Genomic DNA, 11841 nt, shown 5'->3' with positions numbered 1-11841 from the left:
ACTCATGAAGCCTCCCCAGTTTCAGCAGCTTGAATCAAGGCATCTTTGCGCTGAGCATAAATACTGAGTAGCTCCTGATGATCAGCTGGAAGTAATTTAGCTGCAGGTATCGCTGGTGCTAATCGCTCTAGAGTTTCTACTGAATCCATGTCATAGATCCGATTGATCAGAACCTGTTTTTTCTTCTTGTAAAAGAGATCAATAGGGGCACTACCATGTTCAGCACTTTCCACTGATGCTTGTTTGCGTGCGGCATTTTCAATTTGATCAAACATACTTGGTTGCTGAGCTTCAATGACTTCATCTGCGATTGGTTCAGGTTCAACCTTCGGCGTGTATTGCTCTGGATCCAGCTCAAGCAATTTATCTTCTGTAAGCTTGCACAAGTGCTGTTGATCTTTTTGATCTAAGTGTCCATTGGCCAGAAATACGTGACGGAATGAAAGAACGTCATCCTCCTTAGTAAACTGATCAATTTGTGCAGTGAACTTTTCAACAAGCTTTACCCGGTCGGTTTCAACTGAATCCGCTTCAATTCCTGTAACTGGAGTTTCAGTATTAATAGTGGCTTCTTGCTCTATGGCTTCAATAGGCTGAATCAGCTCTGGCTCAGGCTGTTTTTCAATATCTGGTACAGCATCACCTGGACCAGCTGGTATGCCAGCCTGTTCAGTCTCATTCTTAGCTTTGGTTGAGCGTCTCTTTTTAGGTTTGCCTGTATTGTCTATAGTTGGAGGATAGACAATCATTCGACCAAATAGTTCACCCATTGCAACCAATTGTAATTCGGCATTTTCTTTATCCGCCTGAGCAAAACCATTGTCGACAGCTTTGAAATACTCCATGCACTGTTTGCTGTATTTAATCTGTGAGATATGGTCAGGATGAATAATAAAGATTTCCTGATCTTCTACAACATCATCAAGAGTTAAAGGCTTGGTGAAGGTAATACCAGCCAGCTCCATTGTTTCAACCTTGATGCAGAACTCATAGCCCGGCATAGCGAAAATCGTAGCAGGGAATTGAGATAGATCATCAAAATCCATTAACTCGCCAGCAGCGCGGCACATGATATTTCGGCCAGCCATCATTGCTTCAAAAGCTTCTTTGCTATTTAAAATTTTCATGCTGTCATTGCTCCCTTCGCTACTTGTTCTATTTCATTTTTTACAGCTTCAAATTTAGAAGCTTCTATCTGGTTGAGAGCATCAAGCCCCAAGTGTTCACACACTGTTTTTGCATCAAGCCCACAGGTATCGATAAAGTCCTGTAGATCGGCAAGCTGCTCATCAGAAATGCCATTAAACTCTGGTGGATCTGTCCATGCATTGCGCTGTCTATCGAATATGCACTTCATTTCCAGAGCACGACGAACCAGCTCGGCACGCATGTTTTTGTAATACAGGTGAGTGTCTTCAAGAGACTGAGTGAGTTGATTTAGATCACTCGCATATTGGGCCTCACCACAGCTTTGTACCCAGTTTTCTAGATCTTCTTGGGCCTTGATTGCGGCCAATTGATCAGGTGTCAGGGTGTTGATATGGTCCTTAGCTTGCTTGATAAGATCGGCCAGAAATGTAGGACTGGTCTTTAGATCTGGCACCCACACTTCACCAGTATCACCACCTAAACCACCCGCATTTTTAGCGTGATGGGTAGGGCAAGGCTTAAAGCTAATCACCCGGGCATTCTTACCTTCACCAGTAGTGACTGTGGTCAAATAACCCATGATGTCAGCAATTCGATATAGCTCATTACGGTTTTTACCACCCAGATCAGGGCGATAAATTACCTGGTCACCGCTTTGATCTTCAGAAGCGTGAGCTATAAACACCACATCTTTTCCTGAAGCGATCAGCGTATTCACGTACTGCTTAAAGATGTTGTTGGCCAAGCCCTGGGCTTTAAGCTTTAACGATCCATCTTTCTGTTTATTGGTCGCATTCAGCATTAAATGAGTTTTGATGCTTTCAAGCATTGCACCGACGGTATCAATCACAATGGTGTTATACGGTTCAAGATCGGCCATTGTTAGGTTTGCAACATCAGACCACTGGTGAGCCTGAACTACAGCACCGCGACGAAGCTCACCAGTACGGTGGGAACCCTTGTCAAAGTCGAATGAAATAGCCTTATCACCAGTAAAGCCGATAGAGGTTTTACCCAAGCCTGGATCTGCATACAGGTAAACAATAATTGCCTGAACTAGCAGCGCTTGATTCGCTGGAATAATATTAATCGCCATCTCAACGTGCTCCTGCAGGACGGTTATTACGCTTAAAGTTCTTATAGTCTTCCGATGCAAAGAAGCCGGTACTTTCTAAAACTTGATGACGCTTGTTTTTGCGCATAGCAACACGCGCATTTTCTAATCCATCTAAGATCCACTGCGGAGTAAGAGATTTATCCATCTTCTTCAATGAACCATTAGACTGAATGGAGTAGATCTGCGTATTGCAGAAATAGTCAGAAATAGTTCCTGAACTTTTGACACGTAGGGCAAAATAGCTTGCACGGGTTTTACCCACTCGATAGATTTCAAGTCCTTCAAAGGTCTTGATGTATTCAGAGAAATAGCGATGAGTTGAGTTGAACTCAATCGGCATTGGCACTACAGGTAGCTCATCTGCTTTGAATTGCAGGAAACCAGTGTAAAGGTCCACAAAATTAATTTGAGTTCGATCATTTAAAGGAGACCAGTCATCAGAGCCACACTCACACCAGTAGACCGATTGGCCATTCAGGAGTGCTTCAAAAATTTGATCAGCAGAATTTAAAATCATTTTGCACCCCCAGCGGCCTTAGCAATCGCTTCTGCTTGATAAGCAGCTTCCTGATCCGCAGCATAGGTAAACATCGCAGCTAGACCAATGAAGATAGAGATAAGGAGCAATAGAGCAGAGAAGTTGCTCAACCAATGTGGCTTAGGTGAAGGCACTGGGTGCTGATACAGCTTTTCGGAAGTCATGGGTGAAGCATTGAATTCCGGCAAGTTGCTTTGAATTGGGTTTTTGTTCATAATAATTTCACTCACAGTTAAGTTGTGGGTCATGCCTCAGGTGGTTCGCAGCACGCTGAGGTTTTTTGTTGTCTATGAGGATAATTAAACCAAAGGTATAAAATAAAATCAAGATAAAATTAAACCGAAGGTGAAAATAGTTTAAAATAGGTATAAACTTAGTGTAATAGGTAAACGAAAACCCACACAGGGTGGGTTGGATGGAGTTTATTGAGATGACTAGAGAAGAATTTCGAGCGAATTTATATCAAACATATGTATCCTCTGGTATGCATGATCCAGTGTTGATACAGGAATATATACAAATTGCTGAATCTTTTGTTTTTGACCGGGTAAAATTTACTCAGAGCGATTTTGAGCTGCTCACTAAAAATATGGCTGTAAAAAATTAATTCTTATTTAGGTCATTGGGTGATACTACCCTCAAGCACTCTTCATAAACCTCTTTCCAGTACGCGATATCACCTGCTTGGTTATTCTGTTTATAGTAAGCAGGGTTTTTAAGGTTGATACGCGTTTGTATGATTTTATCAGCCATCTCAATAGCTAGGCGTTTTTCTTCAATTGAAGGCATATTTCTCTCCACCCGATCCAAGAGCCGCGTCGGGTTCGCATTTTTTATTAATTAGTCTCAGGTGATTTGCTTAGGGCTTTATCCTGATACATTTTTTCATCTGCCTCTATGATAGCTGCTGATAGACCGTATGTGGGATTTCGCATTGCAAAACCAATTGCAGCACTAATGCCAGCTTTTGCAATAGCAGTTTGAATTCTGGTTGCAAGTTTATCCGCATTTTCTCGGCTGGTTTCAATACTAAGTACAGCAAATTCATCACCACCTAGACGAGCGACAATATCATTATTGCGTACAGTGTTTTTGAGGGTTAAAGCCATTCTTTGAATGAGTTCATCACCTGCAGCATGCCCCAAAGTATCATTGGTGATCTTGAGGTCATTAAGATCAATCATAAGAATAGCAACAGGGTGACCATATCGTTTGCAGCGCTTTTCTTCTAATTCAATTAACTGGTCCCAAGCACGACGGTTAAAAAGGCCAGTCATCGGATCGGACAATGCCTCCATTTCAAACCGTTCAGCTTTACGTATGTACTCAGCGGCTTTTAATTCAGCTTGAATATTATAGCTAAGCACTTGTGCTAGCAGCTCAAATAATGGAGCTTCCTCGACCAGATTTTTAGATTGAGGTTCAGGATCGATTGCACAGAGAGTGCCAAAAAGGGACCCATCTTCTTTATACAGAGGTTGGCCGATATAGGCTTTAATTGGGACTAAGTGATTTATAGGTGCGTCTACGTAAACTTGAATATCAGGTGAATAGGGGGCAATGCGGGGCGCATTATTTTGTACCATGTGTGAGCAGAAAGAATCTGCCCATCGAAATACTTGTCCTGGCTTAACGTTATAGCCATTATCTTCACTTAGTAACACGATCCAGTCATCACCTTCGGTACGGGTAATCATCCATAACTTAAATCCAAATCGTTGAGATAAGAATTTTAAAATGGCTTGGCCAGCCTCTTCGAAATTCTTAAAGTTAATATTATTCATTAAGTTAGTCCGATGTTTGTACTAAGAGAGATGTGAAAAAACAATTTTTAGACTACAGCGTCATATATTATAATTTTAAACTGATTAGCTCACTAATTATTCAAAAATTTAACTCACTTTACTTAAAATTTTTAGAAATTCCATCGGCTAATAAATAGGAATATTACTTCATATAATAAAAAGATAACCCACCACTGGGGTGGGTTATCCTGCAACAATAATCTTATTTTTTGTATTCAGTAATACTGATAGGTTTGTCTTTCATAAACTCTACAATACCTTCACCAGCTTTGAAGTGAATTGAAACGCCGTCATCATTGGCCAAACGCATACCACTTCCTGAAATAGCTCGTTTAAGGTGATAAACCTTGCCAGAATTATCTGTCATTTCTGCAGTTTCAAAATTATCTGAAGATTTCAATTCAACTGTAAGATCCATTGGACCAGTAAAATTAATTACCTGAGTTTCAGCTGGAGTATTGCTCACAACTTTTTCTTGCACCACTTCGTTTTTTGGATTTGAAGTACAGCCAGTAATCACTAATCCTAACAATGCTGCGCCTAACAAATATTTCATTGAGACTTACCTTTCTATTTATGAATCATAGGTATCTTTATACTAATTGTTATAATGTAACCTTTAAAGACAAGGTTACACTTACCTTACATAAAGAAAACCCGCGGATAGCGGGTTAGTGATGCTTTACTTAGTTATTACAGGCCTGGTCATGAGAGGTCTTAAGTCCAATATAAAGATTTAATATTTCAGAAGTAAGAAAGCTTTAGCATTGAATAGCATCTATCTCTTTGTAATGATCTAAAACTACATCCATATCAGCAAGAAGTGTAGCTTCAGAGTATTCACCAGGTGATAGCTTCAACAAGTTAGTCATATAGTTTTTTTGATACTCGCGCGGATAGTCTCTGCATATAATTTTAATCCGCACATCTTGAGTGGTGAACTCTGAGTCTAACTTTTCTATGTATTTACTAAGAATATTATCTGAGTTCTCAAGAGCTGTTGTGGTTGTGATTGGATCTATATCTTCATTAAGTTGCTTCTCACAACCAGTGAAAGCCAAGGATAAGAGTAGGGCGGTTAAAGTTATTGTTTTCATAGTCTAATTTTATTGTTTTTGGACTTTGAATTATATAGAGAATTTTATAAAAGGAAACCCACCGTTGGGGTGGGTTTATTAAGAGTGGAGAGAGAGTTAACTAGCTTTTAACATTTCAAAAATTCGATCAGCTCCATCTTTTTCTGAATCGCATGTATATATGTTGATATTTGATTTCGAAGATATTTCTTCTCTCAACACATCTACATTCTCTTTCATTCTTGCAAGGGTTTTTGCTGAGACTTGTAAATTATCTTCAGTAGGCATTTGTAATATTAAATCAAACTTATTTGATATTTTATGAGAATCAAGTATCTGCAAATCAAACAAATTTGATTTCATTCTGGCAATTGTTTGTGATGTGCATACGTTAAATTTAGCGGTATATCTTGACGTGTGAAAACCACATGCAATTTTTATATCTCTCCCAATAGGTATCTTTAAATCAAATGCATTTTCATATGAGGGATCTAATTCTAATACAGCTGCCTTAATTCGCTTTGACCACCTTTTATCAACTTGTTCATTATCAACATTACTGTCATCTTGTTCAAATAAGCTTTGTAGAGCTACTGAGCCAAGGCTAGCAGTTCTATATAATGCTTGAGCCGCCACACCATTCAAATTAGCAGAAAGTGAATAATGCCAATCGCTATCAGTTACTCCTGAAATTGTGCAATACCCATTATTTTTAATAATATTGGATTTAATTAATTTAATAAAGCCTTGGAACGATGTAGCTTTTGAGCCATAAAGGCTATCAATTACCGTAGGATGTAGAGCATCAAAAATTTTAATTTGATGAGTATCTGTTTTAATTACAATTAAAACTGTTATCTTTTCCCCGCTATTAGGGATGGGTTCAAAGTAAATAGATTTCCATTCAGCTTTAAATTTTGGCACAGGGGGGAATTCAATACTTTCAAACATTTCAGCCTCCCAGTAAGTCTAATTGAGCTGATTCAGGTGGATTTGTTATAGCATTTTCCACCAATACAGCCAATACATTATGACGAGCTCGTAGGAAATTAGAAACTCGCTCAATTAGTACATTATATTCATTAAGCATGCTAACTTCTTTTATGCTATGCAATACAGCGTCAGAAGATGTCACATTGAGATCATCTTGAATTATTTTTTTAATCTTTTTCATCAAGTTGTAAATATAAATATCATTTTTTCCATTATGATATTGAATTATATCAGAAATATTCGCGATTTTATTTAATTCATCTATCGGGGCGTGAGGATTTTGTTTTGGATGAAAAGCCTGTTCATGGTCTATAAATCTATAATTTTCACCATCGTATAAGATATTACTATTATTTCGATCGGGGTTAGCAATTAATTCATCAAACGCTACTATTGAGGATAATTTTGGATATTCCAATATACAATCTTCAGTTAAATCACTATCTACTAAAAATCTCTCAAAAGAAGGCATTTCATACATTTGAGACCCAAATAGAAAAGTAGGAGACCCAACTGGAATTTGTGGATGACCAGGCTCAACAAGCACTATTATTGGCTTTGGTATAGGAATTCCAAACTTTAAACCCAAGAGAGAGCTGATAATTTCTATACATAACCCCTCTGAATTTCTGCACTGTTTTATATACGCAGGAATTTCTCCTTTGTTTGTAGAAACAAAACCCGTCCACAGTGGGTTAGACCCTTTATTGCTCGATTGTAGATCTATTAAAGCTCTACCAAGAAGTAAGTTTTCAGACAAAAACTTCTGAATATCCATAGCCTCTAATCCCTTAATTCACTTATAAAATCCCACGCAGTGTTCTCACTTTTTGCCTAAATAAAAAGCTGAATACGCTTAAACTTTTTGTTTGCTTCAATTTCTGTTTTATAAAATTTGTCTTTATCAGTCGAATCCATAAATTTAGCAAAAGTATTGGATTCGAGTAGACGATATAGAAATCTTTCACCCGTCTGAAGTACTACAGTCAACAAGCGGTGCTGGTAAAACACATGACTGATCTTCGGTGAATTTATTTCAATCTTTTGCATTATATTTATTAGCTATTTCCTCGGTTTTAATCAGTCTTTTTTATCAACCCTCTTTTGGGCCAATTTTCCTTCTTCAGCCAACAAAAATTGATTTGCGGTTTATAGAGCAGAATACTTTTCTAAAAACTCATCTATCCATCCTTGTGCCACTTCAAGATTGGTTATGTCCGCCAACTTTAAATTCGTCTCTTCTGCTTCGTTAAAGCCCTCAATAATAGCTTCAAAGATATTTGCTTCACTAATGACCTCATGTGCTATTTCAGCAGCGTCATAGCTTTGCTTGGCCTTCTTAAGCGAAGCTATTTGCTTATCAATCCCTTCACCGATTTTACCTAATGCCAACTTAAACTCTTGACGATTAATCGTTAGCGCAGTTTTGGATTTATTAAGTGTTGCGATCATTATGCTTTCCTCTTAAAGAGTTTTTCTTTATTGGGTGCTTCTTTGTTACAAGCCGCATATAGCGGCTTTTTGGTCACTGGTGACTTACTTCTTTTAGTACTTAAATTCTCTATGGTGTTGAACAACCACACCAATAATTGAAATCTCTATTTGCATTGAATTATAAGTTGGAAAATCAGGGTTTAATGGCACTAACTCAATGATATCCACCCCATGTTCATTCACCCCAATTACACGATATTTCTTAAATGTAGTTAGGGCAGTGCCTTGCTGTATCTCTTGAGCAACTACCAAAGAACCTGGAACAGGCGTTTTTGCAGCATCAACTACAATTGCATCGCCTGGCATGAACTCAGGAGCCATGCTCATTCCATCAATAGTGAGTGAAAACACAGCTTTAGGATTTATTCCCTCATAAGAAGTATATGTTTCACCCTTGGGATGAACTCCATCGTATACAACTTCTCTCCACATGCCCGCCTGAACAAAATCCAGCACTGGTATCTTCCTTAATATTTTCCCTGTAGGTTTCACATTTCCAAATTCTTCACTTACAGCACCTGAAACACCAGTGGTTTTAGGAGCTGTATTTGAAGAACTACCTCCAGCCATCAGCCAGCCAATATCAACCTCAAGCACCTCTGCTAATTTTTCCAAAGTCTCTTTGCTGATCTGGCCTTTTTTCCATTTTGAAGGCGCTTGCGGGCTCAGCCCGATCATGGTTGACGCTTTCGACCATGAAAGTTTTTTGGCAGTTAATGCCTTCTGTAAGCGATCAGCAATAGTTTCCATATCTACACACTTTAACCTTTGGTTAAATTATCAAGTAAAAAACGACTAAAAGGAATCAACCATAGGTTGCATTATTATGTAACTGATGGTTTAATTAATTAATTTATTTGGTTTAATTAAGGTTTAAATTATGAACCCGATGCAAAGAGCAATTAATGCTGTAGGTGGGCGAACAAAAGCCGCAAACCTACTAGGAATCTCCTATGTTGCGGTTCGGAAAATGGAAGAGAAGGGATCGCTTCCTAGAACAGACTACACAGGGGAAACAAGCTATGCACAAACATTAGCTAGTAACAGTAATGGTCTTATCACTACCGATTGGCTTATGGATAAGGCTAACCCCAAACATCATACCGTTGCTGCTTAAACCAATTATTAACCAGCAATATTTTTAAAGAAACGTGAACAAAAACAGGTATTCACATGATTCTAAAGAAAGAGACAAGAATAGCGATTCACCAGATGATTAATCAGTCTGAAGGATTTGATCCAAAGGACATAGCGCAAGTCACCGGTGATGCTCACAAGACGATTTGCAACTATGGCAATCCAAATATGGAAAACCATGATCCAAGTCTTAAGAAGTTTGAAGCAATCATGCTTTTGACCCAAAACCCGGTAGTTCTGAAAGTTTGGGCTCATATGCTTGGTTTTGTTCTTATGCCGGCAGGTGGAGAAGGCACACATCGTCAGATGACTATCGTAGAGGCATTACTTCAAATGAATTCTGAAACTGGAAAAGCCAATCAAAAGGTTTATGAGGTTTTAGAAGATGGCATGGTGACGCCACAAGAATATGCGGAAGCGAGCGAAATTCTTAATCGCATTATTGAAAACGCTAAAGCGGCGGATATGGCTTTAAGCAAGCAAATGCATAAATTCACACAAAAAGAAAAAGCCTGATTTCTGAGATCAGGCTTTATCAATTCAAAACTTTAGAGGGCATTGAATATGAAATCAAATCTAGCACATGAACCACCAATACCTCAAGGGCAAGTAGTTCATTTTCCAAAAAATGAGCGCAAAGCTATGTCGAATAAAGAAGAGCGCTACACCAAGATGCCAAATGGTTTAATTGATGGTCAGATCATGGCCCAGTTAAACGATAAGGCGTTTAAGTGTTTAATGTTTGTCATGCGTCAAACCATTGGATTTGACCGCGCATCCCACCCAATTGCTATCACTCAATTTCAAAAATATTGCGGCATCAAAAAACGCGATACGGTTATGTCATGCATTCGTGATCTGGAAGAACTCGGCTTGATCAAAGTTGAGAGAACAACAGGCTGTCTAAGTGAATATCAATTTACTCCTGACCAGTACCGCGAAAAGGGACTAGTACCAAATGAAGGTAGTACCCTTAAAGGTGATGGGACTAGTACCACCAAACGGGACGGGACTAGTACCGCGAAAGGTGACGGGACTAGTACCGTTGAACGGGACCCTATTAAAGAAACACTTAAAGAAACACTTAAAGAAAACTTTAAAGAGAAAAACGCGCAAGAAAATTCAGTTGATCAGGTTCTGAATCTCTGGACACCAGATTTACATTCTCTGAATTCTTGGTTACAGCGATCAGGTGAAACCCCGATGACCCAAGAACTGGTGAATCAGATTTTACTTGAAGTGAATGCTCACTACGAACCACGTTTGAACGCAGGTTTGATTACCGATACCCAAATGTATTCAAACTTCGTGAAGTGGATCAAGCGTAAATACACTCAAAAAACGTATCAATCTTCTGAAAAACAAAATTCTAATCTGGATGTGAATACAGCTTGGGCAGACCAAGCATCGCAACATCACGCATCAGTGAATTCACCAGTCCATATCCCGGAGGACTTTGTATGAACGCAATGTCGATGCTGACTCAGGGATTAAAACAAACACAAGCGATCTGCTCAGAGCACAAAATAGCAATGGTTCAAGCCGGTCCATACCACAAATGCCCACAATGCGCCGTAGAGTTTCTGGAAGAGCAAAAGCGCAATGCACAAGCTGAAATTGATCGCACCGTACGTGAAAAACACTTTGCTGGGGCAATGCTTCCAGAGCGCCATGCTAATTCAGGTTTCAAGAATTACAACGTTCAACACGCTGGACACCAGAACGCTTTAAACCATGTTGTTTCATTCGCCAAGAACATGATCAATGGCCACAAGAATAATTTTGTGATGGTAGGGCCTACTGGTACAGGAAAAACTCATCTCAGCTGCGCTACGGCTCGAACATTGCTCAACAAAGGCAAGTATGCACGGTACATCACCAGCGAAGATCTGGCACAGCGAATCATGAACGCATGGGAGCAGCCGGACGCTACAGAAAAATCTGTGATTTATGATTTCAGCCAGTACGACCTGTTGATCCTGGATGAATATGGATTGCATGACCGTGATAAACGTCGGGAGTTGGTGCACAAAGTCCTGTATGCACGTTATGACCGCATGAAGCCGACCATGCTGATTTCTAATCTGACATTAGCTGAGCTGCAGAAAGACTTGGGTGATCGTCTTTGGTCTCGTTTTCAACAGGGTGGATTAACCGTAGTTGAATGCAATTGGACAGATCAGCGTGTAGGGGGTGGGGTGTGAATACAACAATTGAAGAATTTTTGAAAAATGGTGGCGAGATTAAGCAAATTGATTCTGATGATCAGTCAAAAATCCATAGGAAAGTTAGCTTTGAAGATCAGATAAGTTTGATGCTTTTTGCCTGTTATGCCACTACGCCATTTTCAGTGAAGGATGTGCAAGAAGCTGTTTTTGATTTTCATAGAACCACTATTTACAGCCTGCTTCAGGAGCATGTCAAAGGTGGTTATTTGGAGCGTGTATCAGAGAGTCATTATCGCGCAACTGCATATGCCAAAGACATTATGAATGTAAAGGGTGAAATTGCCGTATGAAGGATCTGAACAAA

General features: G+C 39.3%; 19 protein-coding genes. 6 read left to right on the top strand and 13 right to left on the bottom strand.

The window, feature by feature from the left end; all coding sequences use genetic code 11:
- Positions 1–2 precede the first annotated feature (2 nt).
- Genes ACTL4S_RS03985 through ACTL4S_RS03970 form a run of 4 tightly spaced genes read right to left on the bottom strand, consistent with a single transcriptional unit; the run spans position 3 to position 3019 of the window.
- Entirely contained in the window at positions 3–1127 is a 1125-nt protein-coding gene (locus ACTL4S_RS03985; RefSeq protein ID WP_441298799.1) for a hypothetical protein, read from the bottom strand.
- Complete coding sequence (locus tag ACTL4S_RS03980) at positions 1124–2245, bottom strand: ATP-binding protein (protein ID WP_310076555.1); 1122 nt, start codon at positions 2243–2245, stop codon at positions 1124–1126. The genes ACTL4S_RS03985 and ACTL4S_RS03980 overlap by 4 nt, the downstream gene beginning before the upstream one ends.
- 1 nt (position 2246) lies before the next feature.
- A complete protein-coding gene (locus tag ACTL4S_RS03975; RefSeq protein ID WP_441298798.1) occupies positions 2247–2783 on the bottom strand; it encodes a hypothetical protein in 537 nt (178 codons plus the stop codon).
- Positions 2780–3019 carry a hypothetical protein gene (locus tag ACTL4S_RS03970; protein ID WP_441298797.1) on the bottom strand — a complete coding sequence of 80 codons (240 nt, stop codon included), beginning with the start codon at positions 3017–3019 and terminating at the stop codon, positions 2780–2782. The genes ACTL4S_RS03975 and ACTL4S_RS03970 overlap by 4 nt, the downstream gene beginning before the upstream one ends.
- Positions 3020–3234: 215 nt before the next feature.
- On the opposite strand from ACTL4S_RS03970, the gene ACTL4S_RS03965 reads away from it, so the two are divergent.
- Entirely contained in the window at positions 3235–3411 is a 177-nt protein-coding gene (locus tag ACTL4S_RS03965; protein WP_005171466.1) for a hypothetical protein, read from the top strand.
- Here the strand turns inward: ACTL4S_RS03965 and ACTL4S_RS03960 are convergent.
- The 9 genes from ACTL4S_RS03960 to ACTL4S_RS03920 form a co-directional block, all read right to left on the bottom strand.
- A complete protein-coding gene (locus ACTL4S_RS03960) occupies positions 3408–3593 on the bottom strand; it encodes a hypothetical protein (RefSeq protein ID WP_005171464.1) in 186 nt (61 codons plus the stop codon). The two genes, ACTL4S_RS03965 and ACTL4S_RS03960, sit on opposite strands and share 4 nt — an antisense overlap.
- Positions 3594–3640: 47 nt before the next feature.
- A complete protein-coding gene (locus tag ACTL4S_RS03955; RefSeq protein ID WP_243475489.1) occupies positions 3641–4588 on the bottom strand; it encodes a GGDEF domain-containing protein in 948 nt (315 codons plus the stop codon).
- 223 nt (positions 4589–4811) lie between these two features.
- Complete coding sequence (locus ACTL4S_RS03950; protein WP_005171456.1) at positions 4812–5165, bottom strand: hypothetical protein; 354 nt, start codon at positions 5163–5165, stop codon at positions 4812–4814.
- Positions 5166–5370: 205 nt separating this feature from the next.
- Positions 5371–5706 carry a hypothetical protein gene (locus tag ACTL4S_RS03945; RefSeq protein ID WP_441298796.1) on the bottom strand — a complete coding sequence of 112 codons (336 nt, stop codon included), beginning with the start codon at positions 5704–5706 and terminating at the stop codon, positions 5371–5373.
- Positions 5707–5802: 96 nt separating this feature from the next.
- Positions 5803–6636, bottom strand: a complete 834-nt coding sequence (locus ACTL4S_RS03940; protein ID WP_441298795.1) for a hypothetical protein — start codon at positions 6634–6636, stop codon at positions 5803–5805.
- A gap of 1 nt (position 6637) precedes the next feature.
- Entirely contained in the window at positions 6638–7456 is an 819-nt protein-coding gene (locus tag ACTL4S_RS03935; protein ID WP_441298794.1) for a HipA family kinase, read from the bottom strand.
- A gap of 56 nt (positions 7457–7512) precedes the next feature.
- Positions 7513–7728, bottom strand: coding sequence for a hypothetical protein (locus ACTL4S_RS03930; protein WP_441298793.1), 216 nt, complete (start codon positions 7726–7728; stop codon positions 7513–7515).
- Between the two features lie 99 nt (positions 7729–7827).
- Positions 7828–8130: a hypothetical protein gene (locus ACTL4S_RS03925; RefSeq protein WP_262457379.1), complete on the bottom strand. Its 303-nt coding sequence runs from the start codon at positions 8128–8130 to the stop codon at positions 7828–7830.
- A 93-nt stretch (positions 8131–8223) separates the two neighbouring features.
- Complete coding sequence (locus ACTL4S_RS03920; protein WP_441298792.1) at positions 8224–8922, bottom strand: LexA family protein; 699 nt, start codon at positions 8920–8922, stop codon at positions 8224–8226.
- A 130-nt stretch (positions 8923–9052) separates the two neighbouring features.
- Between ACTL4S_RS03920 and ACTL4S_RS03915 the strand changes: the two genes are divergently transcribed.
- From ACTL4S_RS03915 to ACTL4S_RS03895, 5 genes are read left to right on the top strand one after another with little or no spacing between them, the layout of a single operon-like run.
- Positions 9053–9289: a hypothetical protein gene (locus ACTL4S_RS03915; RefSeq protein WP_224216536.1), complete on the top strand. Its 237-nt coding sequence runs from the start codon at positions 9053–9055 to the stop codon at positions 9287–9289.
- A gap of 56 nt (positions 9290–9345) precedes the next feature.
- Positions 9346–9825 (top strand): phage regulatory CII family protein, encoded by a 480-nt coding sequence (locus tag ACTL4S_RS03910; protein ID WP_005171431.1) that lies wholly within the window; start codon positions 9346–9348, stop codon positions 9823–9825.
- Positions 9826–9873: 48 nt separating this feature from the next.
- Complete coding sequence (locus tag ACTL4S_RS03905; protein ID WP_441298791.1) at positions 9874–10773, top strand: replication protein; 900 nt, start codon at positions 9874–9876, stop codon at positions 10771–10773.
- The gene (locus tag ACTL4S_RS03900) at positions 10770–11513 is read left to right on the top strand and encodes an ATP-binding protein (RefSeq protein ID WP_441298790.1); all 744 of its coding nucleotides are present in this window, start codon (positions 10770–10772) and stop codon (positions 11511–11513) included. The genes ACTL4S_RS03905 and ACTL4S_RS03900 overlap by 4 nt, the downstream gene beginning before the upstream one ends.
- Complete coding sequence (locus tag ACTL4S_RS03895; protein ID WP_004730172.1) at positions 11510–11827, top strand: hypothetical protein; 318 nt, start codon at positions 11510–11512, stop codon at positions 11825–11827. The genes ACTL4S_RS03900 and ACTL4S_RS03895 overlap by 4 nt, the downstream gene beginning before the upstream one ends.
- Positions 11828–11841 lie beyond the last annotated feature (14 nt).

Source organism: Acinetobacter lwoffii (genome assembly GCF_052078135.1).
Taxonomy (GTDB): domain Bacteria; phylum Pseudomonadota; class Gammaproteobacteria; order Pseudomonadales; family Moraxellaceae; genus Acinetobacter; species Acinetobacter lwoffii_Z.
The sequence above is the reverse complement of the archived record's forward strand: the minus strand, read 5'-3'. Positions and strand labels throughout refer to the sequence as shown.